Source organism: Tropicibacter alexandrii (assembly GCF_003667315.2).
GTDB classification, from domain to species: Bacteria; Pseudomonadota; Alphaproteobacteria; order Rhodobacterales; family Rhodobacteraceae; genus Tropicibacter; species Tropicibacter alexandrii.
Map to the genome: position 1 here is coordinate 73,770 of NZ_RCTZ02000017.1, position 23,308 is coordinate 97,077.

Here is a 23,308-nt window from a genome sequence, read left to right on the forward strand (position 1 = left end):
CACCTGTTGCCTATCGGAAACTTTCGGCCTATCTGGGGACATGGCCGCACTTGGAGGGACAAACATGGTGGAACGCATTGACCGGCACGGGCTGCAAATCGACAAGACCCTGTGCGAGCTGATCGAGGGGCAGGCGATCCCCGGATCGGGGATCGAGGCGGATGCCTTCTGGGCAAGCCTCAGCGAATTGGCGCATGAGTTTGGCCCGCGCAATGCCGCGCTGCTGGCCAAGCGCGAGGATTTGCAGCGCCAGATCGACGAGTGGCACAAGGCCCACAAGGGCCAGCCGCATGACCATCAGGCCTACAAGGCTTTCCTGACCGAGATCGGCTACCTCGTCCCAGAGGGCGAGGATTTCGAGATCGAGACCGCCAATACCGACCCCGAATTCGCCTCTGTCGCAGGGCCGCAGTTGGTCGTGCCGATCACCAATGCCCGCTACGCGCTGAACGCGGCCAATGCCCGGTGGGGCAGCCTGTATGACGGGCTTTATGGCACCGATGCGATGGGGTCGCTGCCGCCGAAAGGCGGCTTTGAGCGGGGTCGCGGCGCGCGCGTCGTGGCGCGGTCGCGGGTGTTTCTGGACGAGGCCTTCCCGGTGGAGGGGCTGAGCCATGCGGATGCCTGCCGGTATCACGTGTCGAACGGCGCGCTGCTGGTCGATGACAAGCCGCTGGTGTCGCCGGAGAAATTCGTGGGCTACAAGGGGCACCCGAAAGCCCCCGATGCGGTTCTGCTGCGCAACAATGGCCTGCATGTAGAGCTGGTCTTTGACCGCACCCACAATATCGGTGCCCGCGATCAGGCCGGCCTCGCCGATATCCGGCTCGAAAGCGCCGTCTCCGCCATCATGGATTGCGAGGACTCGGTTGCCTGTGTCGATGGCGAGGAAAAGGCGCAGGCCTACGCGAACTGGCTGGGCCTGATGAAGGGCACGCTGACCGAGACCTTTGAAAAGGGCGGTCAGACCCTGACCCGTGCGCTGAACGACGACCTGACCTTTACCGCGCCGGATGGATCGGCGCTGTCGGTCAAGGGGCGCGCGTTGATGCTGGTGCGCAATGTCGGCCACCTGATGACCAACCCGGCGATCCTGCTGAAGGACGGCTCTGAGATTTTCGAAGGGCTGATGGACGCGATGGTCACCGTGCTGATCGCGCGCCATGACCTGCAAAAGACCGAAGGCCTGCGCAATTCGCATCACGGCTCTGTCTACGTGGTCAAGCCGAAGATGCACGGACCCGAAGAGGTCGCCTTTGCCGACGAGATATTTACCTTCGTCGAACAGGCCTTGGACCTGCCGCAATACACCGTCAAGCTGGGGATTATGGACGAGGAACGCCGCACCTCGGTGAACCTCAAGGAATGTATCCGCGCGGCCAAGCATCGCGTGGCCTTCATCAACACCGGCTTCCTTGATCGCACCGGCGACGAAATCCACACCTCGATGGAGGCCGGGCCGTTCTCGCGCAAGGATTTCATCAAGCGCAAGGCGTGGATCACCGCCTATGAGGCGCTGAACGTGGATATCGGTCTGGAATGCGGGCTGTCCGGCAAGGCGCAGATCGGCAAGGGCATGTGGGCCATGCCCGACAAGATGGCCGCGATGCTGGATGCCAAGATCGAGCATCCGCGCGCGGGCGCGAACTGCGCATGGGTGCCGTCGCCGACGGCGGCCACGCTGCATGCGCTGCATTACCACAAGGTGGATGTGTTTGCCGTGCAGGCGGGCCTTAAAAAGGCCGGGCGCCGCGCGCATGTGGACCAGATCCTTGATATCCCGCTGGCCTCCTACCAGAAGTGGACGCCCAGGCAGATCACCGCCGAGGTGGAAAACAACGCCCAAGGCATCCTTGGCTACGTGGTGCGCTGGGTCGATCAGGGCGTCGGCTGCTCCAAGGTGCCGGATATCCATGATGTCGGCCTGATGGAAGACCGCGCCACCTGCCGGATTTCCAGCCAGCACATCGCCAACTGGCTGCACCATGGCGTCGTCAGTCGCGACGAGGTGATGGAGATCATGAAGCGCATGGCCGAGGTGGTCGACCGCCAGAACGCGGGTGATGCAAGCTACCGTCCGATGGCGCCGGGCTTTGACGGGATCGCCTTCAAGGCCGCCTGCGATCTGGTCTTTGACGGGCGCGTGCAGCCCTCCGGCTATACCGAGCCGGTCCTGCATGCCCGCCGGTTGGAGCTGAAGGCCCAAGGCTGATCGCCGCCTGACACAAAGAGGGCCGGTTCCCGTTGGGAGCCGGCCCTTTTCGTGGATACGCCGCGAGTCCTCAGGAAACTCGGACGGCGTGGTTCTCAGTGATGGTGGTGGATCGGGCTGACGGCGTGCTCGAACTGGGTGTTCGGGACGCAATACAGGACACCGTGATCGCGGGCGACGGTGGTGTGCTTTGGGCACACCACGACCGTGGGCGCGTAGCGGGTATAGGTGTAGGGGCCGATCTTTGCAGGGTCGCCGTGGTGGTGGTGCGGATGCGGCGCGCTCTCCCATGCGGTGGCGGCGCCGGTTCCAAGGGCCAGTGCACAGCAGGCGGCGAGGGCGGTCTTCAAAATGGTCATCGTGGAACTCCGTTCATCAAATCATGTCAGCGGGGCGGAAAAGCGTCCCCTGACGAAAAGCCTAGCGGCAGTCGTGCTGTCGTTGAAGATGCTAAATCCGGGAAGATTTCCCGCCACTGCGGCCACCGTCACCCGATGCGCCTTTGAAAGCGGCAGAGGCGGCCATCCGGGGCCGGGCGCAGGGGGGCTGTGCGGCGTGGCACGGCAGTTCGCCTTTTCCAAGGCGCTGATCTGGTTTACATAGTACGAAAAGCACGGAGCAAACGCATGGCCCGCCCGATCGTCGGCATCATCGGAAACCAGCACCTGATCAACGACCAGTATCCCGCGCATGCGGGGGGGGCGATGAATTCAGAGGCGGTGGCCAGCGTGTCCGATTGCATGCCTTTGCTGATCCCCGCCGATCCGCGCTTTGTCATGGTCGAGGAATTGCTGGAAACCTGCGACGGATTCCTGTTGACCGGGGGGCGTCCGAATGTCCACCCGGAGGAATATGGCGAGGCTTGGACCGAGGCGCATGGCGCCTATGACCGCGCCCGCGATGCCATCGTGCTGCCCTTGGTGCGGGCCTGCGTCGAGCGCGGGCAGCCGTTCTTTGGCATCTGCCGCGGGTTTCAGGAGGTCAACGTGGCCATGGGCGGCACGCTGTACCCGGAAATCCGCGACCTGCCGGGCCGCATGAACCACCGCATGCCGCCCGATGGCACGCTCGAGGAAAAATTCGCCCTGCGCCACAAGGTGACGCTGACACCCGGGGGGGCGTTTGCACGCCTGTTCGGTGCCGACGAGGTCATGACCAACACCCTGCACGGGCAAGGGATCAAGCAGCCCGGCGCCCGTGTCGTGATCGAGGGGCACGCCCCCGATGGCACGCCCGAGGCCATCCTGATCAAGGACGCACCGGGCTTTACCCTGTCGGTGCAGTGGCATCCCGAGTGGGACGCCGCCAACGACCCGGTGTCGCGTCCGCTGTTCCGTGCCTTTGGCGAGGCGGTCCACCGGTGGCGCGACGCTCGGGCGGGGCTGCGCATTCCGGCCTAGGCCGCCCGCGCGCGCGCCGCGCCGTAATCCATCATCATCTGCGCCTCGTGCGCCTTGAGACACAGCCGCGCGGTATCGCCAAAGGCCGCCGGGTCGCTGCGCAGCCCCGGCAGCGTCTCGAACAGGCTGGCCCGCGCGCGGTCATCCAGCGCGCCCAGCCCCTCGTCCCCGACGAAGAAGCTTTCGGTCGCGTGGCCCTCGGCAAAGATCACCTCGTGCCGGTCCAGCAGCAGGTGGATATAGGTCACCAGCGTGCCGTCCAGCCGGGCGATGCCCGCATCGTCGACCAGATGCGTCGCGGCGGCAAAGACCTCTGGTTCGCCGAACATCAGTTGCGCGGAATAGCCGCCCAGCAGCATCCGGTGTTGTGGCGAGACGATCAGGTCGCGCGCCCCGCCAAGCGGGCGCAGGTGCCGCGCGGTCTCGGCGGGCAGGGCGCCGGGCGCGATCCGGATCGGCGCGGTCCGACCCCGTCCGATCACCGTCCGGTTGCCCATCCAGCGCAGCGGCTGCAAGCCGTTGTCGCGCGTGACCAACCGGTCGCCGGGGCGCAAGGTCTCGATCGGGCGATAGCCGGTTTCCGTCAGGATGCGCGTGCCGGGCGTAAAGCAGATCACGCTGTCGATATTCGAGAAATTGATGACCGTGCCGTTCAGCAGCGTAACGCTGCCGGTCAGTTCGCCGCCGCCCGTGTCGGTCCAGCTCAGCGTCGTGCGGTCCGCCAGCCCGTTGAGGTCCAGCACGTCGCCGCCGGTCTGCGAGGTCGTGTTGCCCTCGATCGTGATGGTGCCCGGACCCTCGGCCAGATCGACGATAGTGATGACGTCGTCGCCATCGCCCGCGTTGACCGTGTCGCCCGCACTGGCATAGATCGTGTCGTTGCCCGCGCCGCCGGTCAGGCTGTCGGGGCCGGTGCCGCCGATCAGCACGTCGTCACCTGCGCCGCCGATCAGCGTATCCGCGCCGTCGCCGCCATCCAGCGTATCAGCCTGCGTTCCGCCGTCGAGCAGGTCGCTGCCCGCGCCGCCGATCAACGAGTCGGAGCCTTCTTCGCCGTACAGGCTGTCATCGCCGCCGCGCCCGTCGAGCGTGTCATTGCCCAGCCCGCCGTACAGCACGTTGGTCCAAGGGCCCTCGGCATCGACGCCTTGTGCGTCATAGCCGGTCAGGCTGTCGTCGAAATCCGAGCCGATCAGGCCGTCCAGCCCGCCGCCATTGACATCGCCGGTGGCGTGACCGCCGGAGAAGGTGTTGGTCGACAGGTCCACCGTCACCCCGGCATCGGACCCGGCATAGGATGCGTAATCCATGCCCGACCCGCCGCTCAGCGTGTCGCCACCCGCGCCACCTTCGAGCGTGTCGCCGCCGGTCCCGCCATTCAGCACGTCGCTGCCGGTGCCGCCGTTCAGGCTGTCTTCGTCGGCGCCCCCCAGCAGCGTGTCGTTGCCCGCCTCGCCAAAGATCGTGTCATTGCCGATGCCGCCGTCCAGCGAGTCATCGCCCCCGGCAATCGGCACCGCCTCGAAGGTGACATCGGTGATGTTGATGCCCTGCGTGTTGCTTTGGCCGTTGGCATAGATGATCTCGATCGTCGCCACCGGCCCGGCCACCTCGACCAGAACCGAGCCATCCGCATCGGCCGACGTGTTGCCGACCTCGCTGGCTGTGATGGTGTTGCCGCTGACCGTATCGCCGCCTGCGGGCGTCAGGGTGACGGGCACCGGGTTGCCGTCGGCATCATAGGCGTTGACGGTGACGATATCGGTATGGTTGCCCGCCGCCCAGTCGATGTCGTTGATGCGAAAGGCGACATCCAGGACTTCGTCCTCGACCGAGGCACCGGTCGAGGCAGCAAAGCTCATCGTCGCGGTCGAGGTCGGCCCGTCGCCGGTGCCGAACATGAACAGCGAGGAATTCGGGTTGAAGCCACCGTCGGCATAGTTGCGGGTGCCGGTATCGATGGTGAAGGTCGGGTTGTTGTTGCCGTCATTCGCAAATCCCAGCGTGACGTCGATCACGCCGGTGTCTTGCGTAAAGCCGCCCGCGACACTGGTGCCGTTGCCGCCCTGCTGGTTCCAGTTCAGGTCCCCGGCGATGGTCTGCGGGGTGTAGGTGCCGTAGTCGCCATAGATCAGGTCGTCGCCGCCTTCACCCAGAACGGTATCATTGCCCTGACCGGCCATGACGGTGTCACTGCCGCCACCGGCCCGGATATCGTCATTCGAGCTTCCACCATCGGGGGAATCGCCATCAGCGTCCGTGAAATCGGGATCGATCAGGTCGCCGCCGCTGGTGCCGGTGACAATCCCGTCAGACGGAACGACATAGGTTGGCGCGCTCACGACCGAAGACGAGGTCAGGGTGTCAACCACCCCGTAATCGGGAACGAAATAGACATTGCCGTTGGTGGCCAGATAGTAGACGCCGGGTTCCTGCGTGTTGGTAAAGGTCTGGCCGTTCCATGTTCCGGACCAGACCCAGTTGCCCGCGCCAAGCGTCTGCTGCGTGGTAAAGGTGATGACGCCACCGGAAATCGTATCCCCGGCGTCGAGGCTGTTGTCACCCAAGGTGACCAGATAGCCGCTTGGCATTGCCTTGCTCCTGCTCTTCCCCGGAGCGGTCTTCAGGGCCGCTTTTCCGGTTACCTGCCCCCACCTTGATCGGTGAGGGCACCGTGCTCGTTACTCTTGCCTTCGAACGGCGAGGGGCCGTTTCCACTATGGCTACAGTTCGGGCGTGGCGGAGATCGGGAACAATTGAGGCAAAATAAGGGTAAATTGGCCGTTTTGGAAACGCGGTCGTTTCGTGCCTGAAAACGGGCGTTTCAGGGTGACTCGTTGTCAGAGAAGGGAAAAATCAGCACGACAAGGGCAGGGGCCGCGCAGGTCCGATCATAAATCAGACACGCGCGGCCCCGATTGTTGCCGGTCTTGCGGGGGGTGGAGTGTTGCTCAGCTGTAGAAGGTAAAGGCCTTCTTGAGCGGCAATTCCCGCACCCTTTGTCCCGTCAGGTCGAACAGGGCATTGGCAAGCGCCGGGGCCGCCGGGGGCGTGCCCGGTTCGCCGATGCCATTCACCCGGTCCTGATTTTCGAGGATACGAACCTCGACCGGGGGCATCTGCGACATCCGAAGGGGCTCGTAATCGGGGTAGTTCAACTGCTCGACCTTGCCATCGGCAAAGGTGATTTCCTCGCCGATCGCCGCCGACAGGCCATAGGCCAGCCCGCCGGTCAACTGAGCCTCGACGATGCTTGGGTCCAGCGCGATGCCCGGATCGGCGGCCATCCATGCGCCGGTCAGACGCACGGCCCCGTCCACATCCTGCACCTCGATCACCACGGCGACCGGCGTGCCGAAACTGTAGACCATGGCCAGCCCGCGGCCTGTGCCCTCGGGCGTCTGGCCGGTCCAGCCGGACATGTCGCGCACCGCCTCAAGGCAGTAGAAAGCGGGCAGCCATTCGTCGCGGGTCAGCTTCAACCGCATCTCCAGCGGGTCCGCCCCGGCCTCGTGCGCCAGCTCATCCATGAAGCATTCATGGAAATATCCGTTGTAACTGGCCCCGACAGACCGCCAGAAGCCAAGCGGCGGCGCGATCTCGGCCTTGTGGCCCCGTACATGATAATTCGGAATGCCGTAGGGCTGGTTATAGATGCCATCGACAATTCCCTTGTCGGGCCCGGAGGGCGCAAATCCCATCCAACGGTCCAAGGCCTGCGCGCTGATCGAGGGCGAGGACACGGCCGCGTCGAAATGCGTGGGCAGCCCGTTCTCGACCATGCCGCGCATCCGCGCGATGGCGGGCGGGCGGTAGTAATCGTGGGTCATGTCCTCTTCACGCGACCAGACGACGTTGACCGGCGTGCCCGGCACGGCCTTGGCCACATGGGTCGCGATCACTGCATAGTCGAACTCGCCGCGTCGGCCAAAGCCGCCGCCCATCAGGGTCACGTTGACCTCGACATTCTCGGCATCGATCCCGGCGGCGTCGGCACAGGCATCGCGCAGGAAGGTCGGCCCTTGGTTGCCGCACCAAATGCGCAGCTTTGTCCCATCGAACCAAGCGGTTGCGTTCATCGGTTCCATCGTCGCATGGGCGAGGAAGGGGACCCGATATTCGACCTCGATATGAGGGTTCTCCGGTGCGGTCTCGCCTGTGCTGCGCAGGGTGGAATCCGGCTCGGCGTCAAAGGCCGTCTCCAGCGCCTCGAACATCAGGTCGGTGGTGGCTGGGTAGGCGGCGTCGGTTTGCCATTCGACGGGGACGGACTCGACGGCTTTCATGGCGAGCCAGGTGTTGGAGGCGATCGCTGCCAGCCCTCCGGGAATTTCGACGATTTTGTCGACGCCGGGCATGCGCGCGGCCTCGAACGCGTCATAGGATTTGATCCCGGCGCGGGTCGGCGACAGCCGCACGGCGGCAAAGCGCATGCCGGGCAGGCGGGTGTCGATGCCGAATTGCGCGGTGCCGGTGGATTTGCCGGGAATGTCAAAGCGGTTTTGCGGCTTGCCGAGGATGGTCCAGTCGGACGGATCGCGCAGACGGATCTTGCCCGTATCCTGCTGTACGGCATCGGCGGCCAAGTCCGTATACGGAATTACGGTGCCATCGGGCGCCGTCACCGCCCCCTCCGCCGTCGTCAGGTCACCGACCGGCACGCCCAGACGCGCGCTGGCGGCGGCCTTGAGCATCTCGCGTGCCCCGGCGCCTGCAACACGCATCCGCTCGAACCCGTCCTTCATCGCGGTCGAACCACCGGTGACCTGCATGGAAAAGACCTTGCCCATCACGCCCATCGCCTCGCCCAGCGAATGCTGGAAGGCTGACGCGTCATAGCCCTTGTGTGGCAGGCCCTCGGCCATCAGCGCGCCGTTGTAATAGGCCTGCGCGGGGGGGCCATGCTCGATCCGGACCTGGTCGAGCGTCACGTCCAGTTCCTCGGCGATCAGGGCGGCCCATGTGGTCTGCGTGCCTTGGCCCATCTCGGCGCGAGGCGCGATCAGGGTGATGCCGTCGGCGTTGATGACAACGAAGGGGTTCAGCGCACCGTTTTCCGGGTCCAGCGGATTGGCGGCCGGTCTGGTGACGTACCATGCGCCGAAAGCGGCGCCCCCGGCCACGGCCACAGCCCCGAACAGGAAGGTACGTCGCGCGATCTTTCCAATGCTGGCCATGGGTTATGCCCCCTCGGTGACGGATTTGATGGCGGCGCGGATGCGCGGATAGGTGCCGCAGCGGCAGATGTTCCCGCTCATGGCGGCGTCGATATCGTCATCGCTGGGGGCGGGGTTTTCGGCCAGAAGGCTCGCGGCCTGCATGATCTGGCCAGACTGGCAATAGCCGCATTGCGCGACCTGATGGTCGATCCACGCCTGTTGCAGACGGTGGAGCGTGTCGGGCGTGCCCAGCCCCTCGATCGTGGTGACCTCGCCCCAGACATCCGCCAGAGCGACCTGACAGGACCGCACGGCCTCGCCATCGATCTGGACGGTGCAAGCGCCGCAGCTTGCAACCCCGCAGCCGTATTTCGTGCCGGTCAGGTTGAGCGCATCGCGCAGCACCCACAGCAGCGGGACGTCATCCGGCAGATCGACGTCATGCGTCTGCCCGTTCACGGTAAGGGAGGTGGCCATGGTCTCTCCTGTCACATTTTCCCGCCATTTTCGCAGGTTGCGCGGCGGGGGCAAGGGGCGGATCGGGGAATCCTATCTAGCGTCACGAGGTAGGCGAAAAGCCTCGTCAGTCGAGTTGTTTTTCCGTGAAGGAAAGGGCTTTGCCCGTGTTTTCACGACAGCTTCGGACCTTATCGACCAATGGGGAGAGGTCGGATATGGCCTTTATCAGGATCAGTGACAGGGTTCCTGTTGCGCGCTGTATTTTCGGGGAATTGCCGCAAATTGCGATGGTTTTGACGCTTTTGAAGCTGGCCTGATCCAAAGCTTGCCTTCTACGCTCAATGACCCGCGCGATGGCTTCTTCGCGGTCCAACTGCAGCCGTTCAATCCATGTCAACCGAGGCGGTGGCGCGCCGGTGTCTAATTCGAACTGGACAAGTTGGTTCCCTTGGACCTGTTTGATGTCGAGGCGCTTCACTTCATCAAGGTGGATCTTTGTGACGATCACTCGGTCGCGACCCTGCTCAGGCGACGGGCAAAATCCGATGTTTCGGATGACCTCTGTCAGAACGCAGTCTTCGAGGGTGAACGAGATATGTGTGGGAACGTGGTTCGGCGGTTGGCTTGCCGCAGTCAGCAGGGCAGCGACGCCGCTGTCCGCTGTCTGCGCCGAGGCGGGGGCCGCACAGGCAAAGACAGCCAATGCGGCAACACGTTTCAAATGGACTGACACAGGATGAGGCCGCATCGTTTTTTTGTCACGCTTCACAGAGCCGTTCGCAGATGCCATAGGTCGGGAAACAGTTCGACCTCCAGCATGCGCTTTAGATAAGACGCGCCGCCGGTTCCGCCAGTGCCGCGTTTCAATCCGATCACCCGTTCCACGGTCGTCACGTGGTTGAAGCGCCAGCGGCGGAAATAATCCTCCAGATCGACCAGCTTTTCGGCGAGTTCGTAGAGATCCCAATAGCGCTGCGGGTCGCGATAGACCTGTTCCCATGCGGCGCGCAGGCAGTCGTCGGGGGCATGGGGCGTCGCTTGGTCCCGGGCGGGGAGATCGATCGAGACCGCCCGTGCGAGCCGCGCGTTGGCCACGTCATAGAGCGAGGGCTGGGTCAGTTCGGCCTCAAGCCGGGCCATGAGGTCGGGCCGGTGCGCATGGGGGCGGATCATCGCCGGGTTGCGATTGCCCAAGGTGAACTCGATCATCCGGTATTGGAAGGACTGGAAGCCGGAACTGTGCCCCAGCGCGTCGCGGAAGGTGGTGTAGTCCGAGGGGGTCATCGTCCGCAGCACGTCCCAGGCGGAATTCAATTGCTCGAAGATGCGCGATACGCGGGCCAGACGCTTGAACGCGGGGCGAATGTCGTCCTCGGCCAGTTGGTGGCGGGCCTCTGTCAGCTCGTGCAGGGCGAGCTTCATCCACAGTTCGGAGGTCTGGTGCTGTATGATGAACAGCAGCTCGTCATTGGCATCAGACAGCGGGTGCTGGGCGGACAAAATGGCGTCGAGACCGAGATAGTCGGTGTAGGACATGGCGCCATCGAAGGACATCTTGGCGCCTTCGGTTTCGGGATTGTAGGGGTCGGTCATGGTGTCGTGATCCAAAGGGGCGGCTTCGCCGCGCAGGTTTTCTCGGGCCTCGCTGGCGCGTGGCCCTGCGGGGATGAGGGGGCTGTCTGCCCCCTCAAACTCCCCCGACGGTATTTGTGGCCAGAAGAGGCCTTTAGGTGACGGCCTTGCGCGCCTTGAAGTCGGGCGTGTCCCAGAGGCGGTCGCGCAGGATGCGGGCGAGCGTGTCGGCGGCGTGGTCGACATCGGCGTCCGTGGTGTAAAGCGGTGTGAAGCCGAAGCGCAGGATGTCGGGGGCGCGGAAATCACCGATCACCTTGTGCGCGACGAGGGCCTGCATGATGGCGTAGCCTTCGGCGTGGCGGAAGGAGACCTGGCTGCCGCGCTGCGCGTGGTCGCGGGGCGTGGCGAGGGTGACATCGGGGCAGGTGGCCTCGACCTGTTGGATGAAGCGGTCGGTCAGTTGCAGCGAGCGGGCGCGGAGCGCGTCGAGGTCGACGCTGTCCCAGATGTCGAGCGCCGCGTCGAGCGCGGCCAGTTGCAGAATGGGGGGCGTGCCGACGCGCATGCGTTCGATACCCTGACCCGGGCGATAGTCCTGCTCGAAGGCGAAGGGCGCGTCATGGCCCAGCCATCCGGCGAGCGCCGGTTCCGCCTGTTCGGCGTGGCGCGGCGCGACATAGATGAAGGCCGGGCCGCCGGGGCCGGAATTGAGGTACTTGTAAGTGCAGCCCACGGCGAAATCCGCGCCACCTGCGGCTGCGTCGACGCGGAAAGCGCCAGCGGAATGGGCGAGATCCCAGATCGCCAATGCGCCCTTTTCGTGGGCCTTGGCGGTCAGGCGTGGCATGTCGTGGCGGCGGCCCGTGCGGTAGTCGACCTCGGTGATGAGGGTCACGGCGACCTCTTCGGTGATGGCGTCTTCGACCTCCTCGGGGGCGACGATTTTCAGCTCGTAAGTGCCCCCGATCAGGCGGCAAAGGCCCTGCGCCATATACAGATCTGACGGAAAGTTCCCGGAATCCGACAGAATGATCCGTCTCTCGGGGCGCAATTTCAGCGCTGCGGCAAGCGCCTGAAAGACCTTGATCGACAGGGTGTCGCCAAGGACGGTGTGGCCCGGCTCGGCGCCGATCAGCCGCCCGATGCGGTCGCCCATGGCGCGTGGCATGGCCATCCAATCGCAGGCATTCCAAGCGGAGATCAGGTGCTTGCCCCATTCCTCGGTCAGCATGGTTTGCATCCGGGCAGGGGCGGCCTTGGGCAGGGGGCCAAGGGAATTGCCGTCGAGGTAGCAGACCCCCTCGGGCAGGTCGAAGAGGGCGCGGGTTTTCGTGAAGTCAGTCATCTATCGTGTCCTTTGCACGTGAACGGGGCCCGTCCGGCAAGGGACGGGAGGATCAGGGCAAAGGGGCCGGTGTCGGCGGATCGGGTCTGCGGCAGGTATATCTCATATCTCTCCACCGGCGATCTGGATCGCTTGGCCGTTCATGCTGCCAGAGTTTGGCCCGCATAGAAAGAGGGCGGCGTCCGCGACCTCTTCGGGCGTGATCAGTCGGCCATGGGGGTTGACGCCGACCATCAACTCGCGCGCCTCGTCGGCGGACATGCCGGTGCGGGCCATGATGCTGTCGACATTGGATGACACGATGGCCGTGTCCACATAGGCCGGGCAGAGCGCGTTGAAAGTGTAGGGCTTTTTCGCATAATCCGCCGACAGCGCGCGGATCAGGCCCAAGAGCGCGTGTTTCGACGCGGTATAGGTGGGCGCGCCCTTCAACCCCTTGATCCCGGCGATGGACGAGACGGCGATGACGCGGCCCCACTCGGTCGTGGTCATGGATTTCAGCGACTCGCGGATGGTCAGGAAGGCCCCGTCCACATTGGTCGCCATCATGTCCCGCCAGAAATCGAGGTCGGTTTTCAGGATCGCGCGGCCCTCGGCGATGCCAGCATTGGGGACGCAGATCTGGATCGGGCCACGTGCCTCGACCGCCTGCGCGATGCCGTCGACCACCGAGGCCTCGGACTGGACGTCCATTTCCAACGGGTGGATGTTCGGCCCGGCGGCCTCTTGCAGTTTGGACAGGCGCCGCCCGGTGATCGTGACCTGTGCACCCTGATCGGCCAAAGCGCGGGCGATGGCCAGACCGATGCCGGTGCCGCCGCCCGTGACGATTGCGTGTTTGCCGTTCAGCATGGCGTCCTCCCTTTGGCTGCCAACTTATCGGCCCGCGCACGGCAGGCAAGCCCCCGTCTTTCTTGTCATTGCCATTCACACATGCGAATGTCTGCGCGTGACCGAGGGAGGATCGAACATGTATCGCACGACGCTGGTATTGACGCTCATGGCGGGGGCGGCTTTTGCCCACGAGGATATTGCGGACAAGTACCCGCAATCGGAGTTGTACAACAAGCCGGTGGAGTGGTTCCCCGGGGTTTACAGCGCCATCGGGGCGACCGCGCCGCCGACCTATGAGAATTCGGGGCATAACAACAACCTGTCCTTCATCGTGACCGGCGACGGGGTGGTCGTGATCAATGGCGGCGCCTCGGTGCGGCTGGCGCAGGCCCTGCATGACGAGATCAAGGCGGTCACGGATCAGCCGGTGAAGCTGGTGATCAACGAGAACGGGCAGGGGCATGCCATGCTGGGCAATGCCTATTGGGCCGATCTGGGGGTGGATATCCTCGCCCATCAGGATGCCATCGACGTGGTCGAGGAAGATGGCGATTTCATCCTGCAAGGCATGATGCGCTACAACCGCGACAAGGCCGAGGGCACGCGGGTCGTCAACGCCAACCTGTCCTTCGAAGACAGCTATACGGTCGAGATGGGCGACATGACCATCGAGGTGCTGCATCTGGGCCCGGCGCATGATCCGGGCGATACACAAGTCTGGTTGCCGGAGCTTGGCGTGGTGATCGCGGGCGATATCGCCTTTCATGAACGCATGGCGCCGATCTTCGAGGGGACCTGCACCAGTTGCTGGATCGAGACCTTCGAAGGGCCCTTCACCGATCTGGGCGCGACCTATGTGATCCCGGGTCACGGGCACCCGACCAGCATGGCGATGGTGACGAAGGAGACCGTCGGCTACTTGCACGATCTGCGCGACAAGATCGGCGCGCATATCGATGAAGGCGGCGATTTGGCCGAGGCGTATTACGTCGACCAGTCGGCATGGACCTATTTGGACACCTACGAGGAACTGGCGACGAAGAATGCCGGACGCGTCTACGAGGAGATGGAGTGGGAGTGATCCTGCCCTCTTTTTGATCCGGGGCGCGGGGCCGGGGGGCACTCCCGGCCCGAATTATGTCCGGACTGAAGATATCCGGGGTGGCATGCGACCAAGGTCCGGCTATGGCTGTAATAGGGAAGAAGATGAGGGCATCCGTGCCATGTCCGGGCTATTTCCGGGTTGTGGCGCTTGGGAACACGGGGCCTGCGTTCAAAGGGGGACACACGTGCTGAAATGGATCGATATCCCGCCGGTCTGGCTGCTGGCCTGCCTCGGCATCGCGTGGTGGCAGAAGGAAAGGTGGCCTATGGGGGGCTTTGGCCCGGTCTGGGCCGATCTGCTGGGCGGGCTTTTGGTCGGGGGCGGGCTGGTGCTGATGGCGCTGGCCGTCTACGAGATGCGCCGTCACCGCACCACCGTCATTCCGCATCGCGAGGCCGATCGGCTGGTGACATCCGGCATCTTCAAACGCTCGCGCAACCCGATCTATCTGGGCGATTCGATGATCCTTGCCGGGCTGATCCTGTATTGGGATGCGGTGCTTGCGCTACCACTGATCCCGATCTTCGTCTGGGTGATCGAGCGCCGGTTCATCCTGCCGGAAGAGGAGCGTTTACGACGAAAGTTTGTTGCCGAGTTTCACCGCTACGCGCAACAAACGAGAAGGTGGCTTTAATTCTGCGCGTTTCTGTGATCTAGACCGGCGCGGTACAGTTGTGGGTAACAGGTCAGCCCTGTAGACCCATTCATGATGAACGGCCCTGACGCAGGGTCACAACACGACAATTTCCTGAACGAGGGGGATGAGACACGTGAAAATCGGGACACCAACCGAAGTCGAGGCTGGCGAGAATCGCGTTGCGATGACGCCGGACTCGGCGCTTCAGCTGCAGAAGCTGGGATACGAGTGCCTGATCCAGTCCGGGGCCGGCGCGCGCGCCGACTTCTCGGATTCGGATTATGAGGCAGCAGGCGTCACCGTCGTGCCGGATGCCGACGCTTTGTGGGCGCAAGCCGACATCATCGCAAAGGTGCGCATCCCGCAGGATGCGGAACTGGACCGGCTGACCCCGGAAAAGACGCTGATCACCTTCTTCAACCCTGGCGGCAATGCCGAGGGTCTGGAAAAGGCCAAGGCCAAGGGCGGCAACGTCATCGCCATGGAAATGGTGCCGCGGATTTCTCGCGCTCAAAAGATGGACGCGCTGTCCTCGATGGCGAATATCGCGGGCTACCGCGCGGTGATCGAGGCGGGCAACAACTTTGGCCGCTTCTTCACCGGTCAGGTCACGGCGGCGGGCAAGGTGCCCCCGGCCAAGGTGCTGATCGTCGGCGCCGGTGTGGCTGGTCTGGCCGCGATTGGCACGTCCACCTCGCTGGGCGCGATCACGCTGGCCTTCGACGTGCGCCCCGAAGTGGCCGAGCAGGTCGAATCCATGGGTGCCGAATTCGTCTATCTCGATTTCGAGGAAGAGCAGCAGGACGGCTCCGCCACCGGCGGCTATGCGTCCGTGTCCTCGCCTGAGTTCCGCGAGGCGCAGCTGGCGAAGTTCCGCGAACTGGCCCCCGAGGTCGATATCGTCATCACCACCGCCCTGATCCCAAACCGCGAGGCGCCCAAGCTGTGGCTCGAAGACATGGTCAAGGCGATGAAGCCGGGCTCCGTGATCGTCGACCTTGCAGCCGAAAAGGGTGGCAACGTCGAGGGCACCGTCAAGGATGAGAAGGTCGTGACCGACAACGGCGTGACCATCATCGGCTATACCGACTTCCCCTCGCGCATGGCGCGGCAGTCGTCCTTGCTGTACTCGACCAACATCCGTCACATGATGACCGACCTGACGCCCGAGAAGGACGGCAAGGTCAATCACAACATGGAAGACGACGTGATCCGTGGGGCCACGGTGGCCTATCAGGGCGAGATCACCTTCCCGCCGCCGCCGCCCAAGGTCGCGGCCATCGCCGCCAAGCCCAAGGAAAAGGTCAAGGAACTGACGCCCGAGGAAAAGCGCGCGAATGAAATCGCCGCCTTCAAGGCGCAGACCAAGAACCAGGTGACGCTGATCACAGTGGGCGCGGTGCTGCTGCTGGCGGTGGGTCTGGTGGCCCCGGCCAGCTTCATGCAGCATTTCATCGTCTTCATCCTGTCGGTCTTCATCGGCTTCCAGGTGATTTGGAACGTCGCCCATTCGCTGCACACGCCCCTGATGGCGGTGACCAACGCGATCTCGTCGATCATCATCCTCGGCGCGCTGATCCAGATCGGGTCTTCGTCGGTGCTGATCACGATCCTCGCGGCGCTGGGTATCTTCATGGCCTCGATCAATATTTTCGGCGGCTTCCTCGTCACGCGGCGCATGCTCGCCATGTTCCAGAAGTCCTAAGGAGGCGCTGATATGGAATTCGGATTCACGATTGCGGCCTATGCGGTCGCGGCCGTCCTCTTCATCCTGTCGCTCGGCGGTCTGTCGGGGCAGGAAAGCGCCAAGCGCGCGGTGTGGTACGGCATCACCGGCATGGCGATCGCCGTGCTGGCCACGCTGATCGGCCCCGGTGCCGGTCTGTGGTGGCTGTCCATCGTGCTGATCGGCATCGGCGCGGTTGTCGGCTACCAGCTGGCGACCAAGGTGCAGATGACGCAGATGCCCGAACTGGTGGCGATCATGCACAGCCTCGTGGGCCTTGCGGCGGTCTTCGTCGGCTTCAACGCCGACCTGACCATCAACATGGTCGAGGCCGCGAAAGCCGCCGGTGAGGCGGTCGAGGGCAGCTTTGCCACGCTGGTCGCCAAGAAGACGGCGGTGGAGATCACCATCCTCAAGGTCGAGCTGGTGCTGGGCATCTGGATCGGTGCCGTGACCTTTACCGGGTCGGTCGTGGCCTATGGCAAGCTGGCGGGCAAGGTGAACTCGGCCGCGAAGAAGCTGCCGGGCGGTCACATGCTGAACGCGGCGGCGGCGGGCCTGTCGGTGCTGCTGGCGATCATGTATTTCTCGGATGCGGGCAGCTGGACGCTGGTTCTGCTGACGCTGCTGGCGCTGTTCATCGGCTATCACCTGATCATGGGCATCGGCGGCGCCGACATGCCGGTGGTGGTGTCGATGCTCAACAGCTATTCCGGCTGGGCGGCGGCGGCCATCGGTTTCAGCCTTGGCAACGATCTGCTGATCGTCGTCGGCGCGCTGGTCGGCTCGTCCGGTGCGATCCTCTCCTACATCATGTGCAAGGCGATGAACCGCGCCTTTGTCAGCGTGATCCTTGGCGGCTTTGGCGGGTCCTCCGGCCCGGCGATGGAAGTCGAGGGCGAGCAGGTTCCGATCGATGTGGACGGCGTAGCCAACGCGCTGGACGAGGCCGACAGCGTGATCATCGTGCCGGGCTACGGCATGGCGGTGGCGCAGGCGCAACAGAACGTGGCGGAACTGACGCGCAAGCTGCGCGCCAAGGGCAAGGCGGTGCGTTTTGCCATCCACCCCGTGGCGGGCCGTCTGCCGGGGCACATGAACGTGCTTCTGGCCGAGGCCAAGGTGCCCTACGACATCGTTCTGGAGATGGACGAGATCAATGACGACTTCCCGGATACGGATGTGGTCATCGTGATCGGGTCGAACGACATCGTGAACCCGGCGGCGCAGGACGACCCGAACTCGCCCATCGCGGGCATGCCGGTTCTGGAAGTCTGGAAGGCCAAGCAGGTCTTCGTGTCCAAGCGCGGTCAGGGCACCGGCTATTCGGGCATCGAGAACCCGCTGTTCTTCAAGGACAACACCCGGATGTATTATGGCGATGCCAAGGACAGCATCGGGGCGCTTCTGAACAAGATCGACTGAAAGTAGGATGGGTGATCACCCATCCTACCCAAGGCCCGCTCTGGCAACAGGGCGGGCCTTTTCGTTTCCGTGACAGGCCGGATTGCCATGACGTCTATTTCCGATTAAAATAATCAGAAATAGGAGATCCCATGACATCTGCCGCGAATCCGACCCCGCATTGGCGAGACCATTTTCCGGAACTGGCACAGGCGGACCCATTGCTGGATGTTCTGCGTCTGCTTCGCCAGTCGGGGGAGGCCACTCCCTTGGCAGACCTGTTCGGGGCGCTGGACACCGCGCTTTCGCAAAAGCTGGACCTGCGCTTGCCCGGGTCACCGGATCGCAGCTTTGACGAACGTTGGCTGGTGGCGCTGTTTCACGCCCTGCGCGTCGCGGATTTGTCCCGTTACACCTTTCTCTTGCGGTCGCGCCTGTCGGCGGGGGCGGCGGCCCGGGTGCATTTTTTGCTGACCCAAGCACAGGTCTGGCTAGAGGCGCGGCTCTGACCGCCGATTTGCTTCTGCTAATTTCGGATTTGCAAATTTATCAGGGGTCGTGAGCGCAAGCGGTCTTGCGATACTGCAACGCTTCGGGCAGAACCATGCGAGAAACGAGACAGGACAGGGGGTTCCCATGAACGTCACCACTCACCGCAACGTGCTGGCCGAAGCCTTCGGCGCCAACGAAGGCACTGCGCTGCGCGTCAAACAGGCCCTGCTGGTCGTCGCGGGGATCGCGATCCTTGCCGTGGCCGCCAAGATCAAGGTCCCGATGTGGCCCGTGCCGATGACCATGGGCACCTTCGCCGTGCTGTCGCTGGGCGCGGCCTATGGCGCGCGCCTCGGCCTCGTGACCATCCTTGGCTACATGATCGTCGGCATGCTGGGCTTTGACGTCTTTGCCGGGTCCTCGGCCGAGGCCTATGGCCTGAGCTACATGATGGGCGGCACCGGTGGCTACCTTGTGGGCTATGTTCTGGCCACCGTCGCGCTGGGGATGCTGGCCCGCTTGGGCTGGGACCGCTCCGCGCCGAAGATGGCGGGCGCGATGCTGCTGGGCAACGTGCTGATCTACGTGCCGGGCCTGTTGTGGCTGGGCGTGCTGTACGGCTGGGACAAGCCGATCCTCGACTGGGGCCTGACCCCCTTCCTGATGGGCGACGCGCTGAAGCTGGCCTTGGCGGCGCTGCTGCTGCCCGCCGCGTGGAAGCTGGTGGGCCGCGCCCGCGGCTGACCTTCGGCGGCGATGGGGCACAGCCCCGCGACACAGATTTTTGCATCGATGGACAGGCCGGGGACACCCCCGGCCTTTTCGCATTCTCAGACCAGTTCGGTCTCGATCCGGGCGCTGTGGCTCAGGGTCTTGTGTACGGGGCACCGGTCGGCGATCTCCAGCAGGCGGGCGCGTTGGTCGGAGTCGAGACCGCCCTCCAGCGTGATACGCCGGGTAAACCGGTCGATCCGGGTCTCGGCTTGCGTTCCGGCATCCTGCGCGTGGACCTTGTCATGGGTCACGTCGACCCGCACATGGGTCAAAGGCCAGCCCTTGCGCCGCGCATACATCCGGATCGTCATAGAGGTACATGCGCCCAAGCCCGCCGCCACGAAGCCATAGGGCGACAGCCCCCGGTTCGTGCCGCCATAGGCCTCCGGCTCATCGGCCAGAACGTGGTGATGCGGCCCGTTTTGCACATCCTGCAGGAAGCCCCCCGGATCGCTTTCCGAGACGCGGATCACGCCCTCTGGCGCGCCGATCGGCGGGGCGGGGGGCGACAGATCCAGATAGCGCCCGGCCCAAGCGGCGATCACCTCGGCGGCGTATTCGGCATCGCTTGCGCGGCTGACCAGATGGTCCGCCTCGTCCAGTGTTACAAAGCTTTTGGGATGCTTCGCTGCGACGAAGATCCGCGTCGCGTTGGAGATATCGACCACCTCGTCGCGCGGTGCGTGCAAGACCAGAAGCGCCCGTCGCAGCCCGGCAATCGCGCCGCTCAGGTCATGCTTGACCACGTCCTCGACAAAGCCTTGCCCGATGGTGATCCGACGCCCCGCCAGCACCACCTCGGCGCGGCCCTGCGTGTCGATCTCGTCCAACGCGCCGTCGAACACATGGGTCACATGGCCGGGATCGAAGGGCGCGCCGATAGTCACCACCGCGCGCGCCTGCGGCACTTCGGCTGCGGCGCGCAGCACCGCCGCGCCGCCCAGCGAATGGCCGATCAGCAGGTCCGGCCCCATATCGCGGCCCGCCAGATAGCGCGCCGCCGCCACCAGATCCTGTGCATTGCTGCGAAAACTGGTATTGGCGAACTCGCCCTGACTGTGCCCCAACCCGGTGAAATCAAAGCGCAACACGGCGATCCCCATCGCCGCCAGCCGTTGAGAAATGCGCCGCGCGGCAGCAATATCCTTGCCACAGGTAAAGCAATGCGCGAACACGGCGGTGGCCAGATACGGGCCTTCGGGCAGGTCGAGCCGCGCGGCGAGGCTGTCCCCGGCATGGCCGTCGAAGGTGATACGTTCCGTGGGCATGGGTGCCTCCTTTTTTCTGACATTGGGCGGGGCGGCGTCGCGGAACAACCAAGGTGACAGTCGCGTCACGCGAAGGTGAGGGGACATGAGATTTGTTGCAGCCTTGGTCGCGGTCGCGAGCGGCCTTGCCCTGATCGCAAGCTGGGGCGGGGCGCTGCACCCTTTGGGGGACAGCCTCGCCGTGTTCCGGCGCGAGTTGATGATCGTCTTCGCCCTGTCGGTGGTCTGGACCGGCTGGCCGCGCCCGATGCGCTGGGGGCTGGCGGGCGGGGCGCTGGTCTGGCTGGGCGCGTTCGTCTGGGCGTCGCGGGCTGGGCCGGCCGATGGCGGGCTGATCCTGTACCAGCAGAACATGCTCTATTCCCGCGACGGCGTGGATGCGTGGGTGAAGTCCGTGCGCGCCGCATCCCCCGACGTTCTGATACTGCAAGAGGTCGGCGCGCGAACCCTTGCGGCGCTCAAGCCGTTGGAGGCGGATTATCCGCATAGGGTGCATTGCCCGCAGGAGCCGCTGGGCGAGGTGGTGCTTTCTCGCCTGCCGATGATCGAGGGGTTCTGTTCCCGGCGCGACGGCTTCGCCGCCATGCAGGTCGAGACGGCGGATGGCCCGGTCTGGGTCGTCTCTTTGCATCTCAACTGGCCTTGGCCGCACCGGCAAGCGGCGCAGGTGACACAGATCCTGCCGGACATGGCGCCGATTTCCGGGCCGGTCGTATTGGGTGGAGATTTCAACGCCGTCGCATGGTCGCATACGGTCGCGCGCGTTTCGGGCGCGGTGAAAGCCCGGCGTATTGGTGCGCTGATGAACACGTTCGATTTGCCGGGCGGCCTGCCCATCGGCATCGACCATGTGCTGAGCACCGGGCAGGGATGGACCCGGCGCATGCCAAAGCATGGCTCGGATCACTACGGGGTGCTGGCCGGGGTGCGGTTCGATGGGGGATGAGATCGACGGTATCGGGCAGTTCCGGGCCGAAACGGCGCGCGACAGGGCAGATTGGGACCGGATCAGGGCGTTTTGTGCACGATGGGGGGATCGCGCGTTCTCGCGCGATCCGGGCATTGGCGGTCATGTCACGGGGTCGGCCTTTGTCCTGTCGCCCGAGCGTGACTCGGTGCTGCTGACCCATCACCGCAAGCTGGATCGCTGGCTGCAACTGGGCGGTCATTGCGACGGGCTGTGCAACGCCGCCGCCACAGCCCTGCGCGAGGCGCAGGAGGAAAGCGGCATCGCCGCCATCATGCAACTGCGCCCCGTGGTGTTTGACGTCGATATCCACGAGATCCCCGCCAACGCGCGGGAACCGGCACATCTGCACTACGACATCCGCTTTCTGTTCCGGGCGGAAACACGCGCCTTCACCCTGTCCGACGAAAGCCTTGCTCTGGCCTGGGTGCCGCTCGACAGGCTCGAAACCTATTCTACCGAACCCAGTCTTCTCCGCATGCGCGACAGGGTGTAGGCCGGGGCTATGCCCCGGCCCCCCTCATTCTCCCATCAAACGAGGGTCGAACGGATAGGCCGTCAGGTTCTCGTACCCGTCCTCGGTGATCAGAACCTGGTCTTCCAGCTTGATCGAGAAATCGCCCCCCTCCGGACTGACCAGCGCCTCGACGCACAGCGTCATGCCCGGCTCCAGCACATAGTCGAAGGCCCCCGGCACGATATGGTCCGGATAGGCGACCAGCGGCCATTCATCGCACAGACCCACGCCATGCATCAGGCAACCATATTTCTGCTTCTGGAATTCGGGCCGCAGAACATGGGTGTTGCGCGACAACTCCTCGATATGCACGCCGGGTTTCAGCATCTGCATATTGGTCATGATATGCTCATGCGCGTGCCGCATCGCGTCGATCATGTCGGGGCGGGGCCTGTCATCGCCGATCCACCATGTGCGTGAAATATCGACACAAATCCCGTAGCTTCCGATCAGGTCGGTATCAAAGGCGACGATCTCGTTGTTCTGGACGATGCGCGGCCCGCATTCCTGAAACCACGGGTTGGAGCGTGGACCCGAGGCCAGCAGCCGGGTCTCGATCCACTCGCCACCGCGTCGGATGTTTTCCGCGTGCAGCACTGCCCAGATGTCGTCTTCCGACGTCTCCCCAAGCGGCACGTTCACGCGCGCGAACCGCTCCATCTCGGCCACCGCCATCTCGCAGGCGTGGCTGGCGCAGCGCATGGCGCGAATTTCGTCCGGGCCTTTGATCGAGCGGGCCTTTTCCGTGACCTCCTCGCCGGGCAGGACGGTCAGGCCCTGTGCCTCCAGCGCGCGCAAGCCGTGCAGCATGACCTTGTCGACCGCGAGGCGCGTGTTGCCAGGGGCGTGCTCGGCCAACAGGCCGCGCACCTCGTTCGAGAAGGTATCCGCCGCCACGTCGATCCGGTCGCCGCGATCGAAATAGAACAGGTCCGCGCCGGACCGGACCTCGCGCACCAAGGGGTTGAATTCGCTCAGGAAGGGGGCGTTCTTGTAATCCCAGATCACCATATGCCCATCGGCGCAAAGCAGCACCGCGCGGAACGGGTTATGGGTGTTCCAAAGCTGCATATTGGTGCTGTCGGTGGCATAGCGGATGTTGAGCGGGTCGAACATCAATAGCCCCGCCAGATCGCGTGCGACGACGTGATCGGTCAACCGCTGCCAGCGAAAACGCCGCATCTCCTGAAGGTCGGGCAACTCCAACCCGACCTGCGCCCATTCGCCGTAGGCCAGCCGGGTCGGCCCGATCTCGACCCGGTCCATGTCGTTGGGTGTGTTGTCCCCGATGGTCGCGCCGCGGCTCGGGTCGATCTTGCGAATGTCGCGGTAATGGGTGTCCATGGCGATCCTCCTGGACCGCAGGCTGGCGCGCGCAAAGCGGTCAGGCGCGCCTGTTTGCGACGTGTCGACGGGTCGTTTTTCCGGCTTCGG

The 23,308-nt window shown here is 64.4% G+C and carries 20 protein-coding genes; 10 read left to right on the forward strand and 10 right to left on the reverse strand.

All coding sequences use genetic code 11. The features are described 5' to 3' along the window. Positions 1–64: 64 nt before the first annotated feature. Positions 65–2,212 carry a malate synthase G gene (locus D8Z78_RS18585; protein ID WP_121634389.1) on the forward strand — a complete coding sequence of 716 codons (2,148 nt, stop codon included), beginning with the start codon at positions 65–67 and terminating at the stop codon, positions 2,210–2,212. A gap of 95 nt (positions 2,213–2,307) precedes the next feature. Here D8Z78_RS18585 and D8Z78_RS18590 read toward each other — a convergent pair whose 3' ends face one another. Then, positions 2,308–2,571, reverse strand: coding sequence for a hypothetical protein (locus D8Z78_RS18590; RefSeq protein ID WP_121634387.1), 264 nt, complete (start codon positions 2,569–2,571; stop codon positions 2,308–2,310). A gap of 267 nt (positions 2,572–2,838) precedes the next feature. Between D8Z78_RS18590 and D8Z78_RS18595 the strand changes: the two genes are divergently transcribed. Further along, a complete protein-coding gene (locus D8Z78_RS18595; RefSeq protein WP_121634385.1) occupies positions 2,839–3,612 on the forward strand; it encodes a gamma-glutamyl-gamma-aminobutyrate hydrolase family protein in 774 nt (257 codons plus the stop codon). On the opposite strand, the gene D8Z78_RS18600 is transcribed toward D8Z78_RS18595, so the two are convergent. The 7 genes from D8Z78_RS18600 to D8Z78_RS18630 form a co-directional block, all read right to left on the reverse strand. Beyond that, positions 3,609–6,203, reverse strand: a complete 2,595-nt coding sequence (locus D8Z78_RS18600; protein ID WP_121634383.1) for a Hint domain-containing protein — start codon at positions 6,201–6,203, stop codon at positions 3,609–3,611. The genes D8Z78_RS18595 and D8Z78_RS18600 overlap by 4 nt on opposite strands. A 360-nt stretch (positions 6,204–6,563) precedes the next feature. Beyond that, positions 6,564–8,789, reverse strand: a complete 2,226-nt coding sequence (locus D8Z78_RS18605) for a xanthine dehydrogenase family protein molybdopterin-binding subunit (protein WP_121634381.1) — start codon at positions 8,787–8,789, stop codon at positions 6,564–6,566. A 3-nt stretch (positions 8,790–8,792) separates the two neighbouring features. Further along, the gene (locus tag D8Z78_RS18610) at positions 8,793–9,248 is read right to left on the reverse strand and encodes a (2Fe-2S)-binding protein (protein ID WP_121634379.1); all 456 of its coding nucleotides are present in this window, start codon (positions 9,246–9,248) and stop codon (positions 8,793–8,795) included. Between the two features lie 106 nt (positions 9,249–9,354). Continuing rightward, positions 9,355–10,020, reverse strand: a complete 666-nt coding sequence (locus D8Z78_RS18615; RefSeq protein WP_206169710.1) for a hypothetical protein — start codon at positions 10,018–10,020, stop codon at positions 9,355–9,357. Continuing rightward, a complete protein-coding gene (locus D8Z78_RS18620) occupies positions 9,996–10,823 on the reverse strand; it encodes a tryptophan 2,3-dioxygenase (RefSeq protein WP_121634395.1) in 828 nt (275 codons plus the stop codon). The genes D8Z78_RS18615 and D8Z78_RS18620 overlap by 25 nt, the downstream gene beginning before the upstream one ends. A gap of 133 nt (positions 10,824–10,956) precedes the next feature. Continuing rightward, the gene (gene kynU, locus D8Z78_RS18625) at positions 10,957–12,150 is read right to left on the reverse strand and encodes a kynureninase (protein WP_121634375.1); all 1,194 of its coding nucleotides are present in this window, start codon (positions 12,148–12,150) and stop codon (positions 10,957–10,959) included. 102 nt (positions 12,151–12,252) lie between these two features. Beyond that, complete coding sequence (locus tag D8Z78_RS18630) at positions 12,253–13,002, reverse strand: SDR family NAD(P)-dependent oxidoreductase (protein ID WP_121634373.1); 750 nt, start codon at positions 13,000–13,002, stop codon at positions 12,253–12,255. A gap of 118 nt (positions 13,003–13,120) precedes the next feature. On the opposite strand from D8Z78_RS18630, the gene D8Z78_RS18635 reads away from it, so the two are divergent. The 6 genes from D8Z78_RS18635 to D8Z78_RS18660 all read left to right on the forward strand — a co-directional run bounded on the left by D8Z78_RS18635 (position 13,121) and on the right by D8Z78_RS18660 (position 19,092). Then, a complete protein-coding gene (locus D8Z78_RS18635) occupies positions 13,121–14,065 on the forward strand; it encodes an MBL fold metallo-hydrolase (protein ID WP_121634372.1) in 945 nt (314 codons plus the stop codon). A gap of 208 nt (positions 14,066–14,273) precedes the next feature. After that, entirely contained in the window at positions 14,274–14,723 is a 450-nt protein-coding gene (locus D8Z78_RS18640; protein ID WP_240672181.1) for a methyltransferase family protein, read from the forward strand. 136 nt (positions 14,724–14,859) lie between these two features. Further along, positions 14,860–16,431 (forward strand): Re/Si-specific NAD(P)(+) transhydrogenase subunit alpha, encoded by a 1,572-nt coding sequence (locus D8Z78_RS18645; protein ID WP_121634368.1) that lies wholly within the window; start codon positions 14,860–14,862, stop codon positions 16,429–16,431. 12 nt (positions 16,432–16,443) lie between these two features. Then, positions 16,444–17,877: an NAD(P)(+) transhydrogenase (Re/Si-specific) subunit beta gene (locus tag D8Z78_RS18650; protein ID WP_121634366.1), complete on the forward strand. Its 1,434-nt coding sequence runs from the start codon at positions 16,444–16,446 to the stop codon at positions 17,875–17,877. A gap of 131 nt (positions 17,878–18,008) precedes the next feature. Next, positions 18,009–18,365 (forward strand): hypothetical protein, encoded by a 357-nt coding sequence (locus D8Z78_RS18655; protein ID WP_121634621.1) that lies wholly within the window; start codon positions 18,009–18,011, stop codon positions 18,363–18,365. A 127-nt stretch (positions 18,366–18,492) separates the two neighbouring features. Continuing rightward, complete coding sequence (locus D8Z78_RS18660) at positions 18,493–19,092, forward strand: biotin transporter BioY (protein ID WP_121634623.1); 600 nt, start codon at positions 18,493–18,495, stop codon at positions 19,090–19,092. An 86-nt stretch (positions 19,093–19,178) separates the two neighbouring features. On the opposite strand, the gene D8Z78_RS18665 is transcribed toward D8Z78_RS18660, so the two are convergent. Next, positions 19,179–20,390 carry a bifunctional alpha/beta hydrolase/OsmC family protein gene (locus D8Z78_RS18665; RefSeq protein WP_121634624.1) on the reverse strand — a complete coding sequence of 404 codons (1,212 nt, stop codon included), beginning with the start codon at positions 20,388–20,390 and terminating at the stop codon, positions 19,179–19,181. 85 nt (positions 20,391–20,475) lie between these two features. Between D8Z78_RS18665 and D8Z78_RS18670 the strand changes: the two genes are divergently transcribed. Together D8Z78_RS18670 and D8Z78_RS18675 are read left to right on the forward strand one after the other, a co-directional pair. Beyond that, positions 20,476–21,336, forward strand: coding sequence for an endonuclease/exonuclease/phosphatase family protein (locus tag D8Z78_RS18670; RefSeq protein ID WP_121634626.1), 861 nt, complete (start codon positions 20,476–20,478; stop codon positions 21,334–21,336). After that, positions 21,326–21,853 (forward strand): NUDIX hydrolase, encoded by a 528-nt coding sequence (locus D8Z78_RS18675; RefSeq protein ID WP_121634628.1) that lies wholly within the window; start codon positions 21,326–21,328, stop codon positions 21,851–21,853. The genes D8Z78_RS18670 and D8Z78_RS18675 overlap by 11 nt, the downstream gene beginning before the upstream one ends. Before the next feature lie 24 nt (positions 21,854–21,877). On the opposite strand, the gene dddP is transcribed toward D8Z78_RS18675, so the two are convergent. Further along, positions 21,878–23,218 (reverse strand): dimethylsulfonioproprionate lyase DddP, encoded by a 1,341-nt coding sequence (gene dddP / locus D8Z78_RS18680; RefSeq protein WP_121634629.1) that lies wholly within the window; start codon positions 23,216–23,218, stop codon positions 21,878–21,880. Positions 23,219–23,308 lie beyond the last annotated feature (90 nt).

What these genes read in the sequence shown, in the direction of transcription:
- D8Z78_RS18655 (WP_121634621.1), top strand. Translation starts at nt 18,009, where the DNA reads ATGACATCTGCCGCGAATCCGACCCCGCATTGGCGAGACCATTTTCCG.
- D8Z78_RS18630 (WP_121634373.1), bottom strand. Translation starts at nt 13,002, where the DNA reads ATGCTGAACGGCAAACACGCAATCGTCACGGGCGGCGGCACCGGCATC.
- D8Z78_RS18635 (WP_121634372.1), top strand. Translation starts at nt 13,121, where the DNA reads ATGTATCGCACGACGCTGGTATTGACGCTCATGGCGGGGGCGGCTTTT.
- D8Z78_RS18590 (WP_121634387.1), bottom strand. Translation starts at nt 2,571, where the DNA reads ATGACCATTTTGAAGACCGCCCTCGCCGCCTGCTGTGCACTGGCCCTT.
- D8Z78_RS18650 (WP_121634366.1), top strand. Translation starts at nt 16,444, where the DNA reads ATGGAATTCGGATTCACGATTGCGGCCTATGCGGTCGCGGCCGTCCTC.
- D8Z78_RS18600 (WP_121634383.1), bottom strand. Translation starts at nt 6,203, where the DNA reads ATGCCAAGCGGCTATCTGGTCACCTTGGGTGACAACAGCCTCGACGCC.
- D8Z78_RS18620 (WP_121634395.1), bottom strand. Translation starts at nt 10,823, where the DNA reads ATGACCGACCCCTACAATCCCGAAACCGAAGGCGCCAAGATGTCCTTC.
- D8Z78_RS18595 (WP_121634385.1), top strand. Translation starts at nt 2,839, where the DNA reads ATGGCCCGCCCGATCGTCGGCATCATCGGAAACCAGCACCTGATCAAC.
- D8Z78_RS18610 (WP_121634379.1), bottom strand. Translation starts at nt 9,248, where the DNA reads ATGGCCACCTCCCTTACCGTGAACGGGCAGACGCATGACGTCGATCTG.
- D8Z78_RS18675 (WP_121634628.1), top strand. Translation starts at nt 21,326, where the DNA reads ATGGGGGATGAGATCGACGGTATCGGGCAGTTCCGGGCCGAAACGGCG.
- D8Z78_RS18605 (WP_121634381.1), bottom strand. Translation starts at nt 8,789, where the DNA reads ATGGCCAGCATTGGAAAGATCGCGCGACGTACCTTCCTGTTCGGGGCT.
- D8Z78_RS18665 (WP_121634624.1), bottom strand. Translation starts at nt 20,390, where the DNA reads ATGCCCACGGAACGTATCACCTTCGACGGCCATGCCGGGGACAGCCTC.
- D8Z78_RS18660 (WP_121634623.1), top strand. Translation starts at nt 18,493, where the DNA reads ATGAACGTCACCACTCACCGCAACGTGCTGGCCGAAGCCTTCGGCGCC.
- kynU (WP_121634375.1), bottom strand. Translation starts at nt 12,150, where the DNA reads ATGACTGACTTCACGAAAACCCGCGCCCTCTTCGACCTGCCCGAGGGG.
- dddP (WP_121634629.1), bottom strand. Translation starts at nt 23,218, where the DNA reads ATGGACACCCATTACCGCGACATTCGCAAGATCGACCCGAGCCGCGGC.
- D8Z78_RS18615 (WP_206169710.1), bottom strand. Translation starts at nt 10,020, where the DNA reads ATGGCATCTGCGAACGGCTCTGTGAAGCGTGACAAAAAAACGATGCGG.
- D8Z78_RS18585 (WP_121634389.1), top strand. Translation starts at nt 65, where the DNA reads ATGGTGGAACGCATTGACCGGCACGGGCTGCAAATCGACAAGACCCTG.
- D8Z78_RS18670 (WP_121634626.1), top strand. Translation starts at nt 20,476, where the DNA reads ATGAGATTTGTTGCAGCCTTGGTCGCGGTCGCGAGCGGCCTTGCCCTG.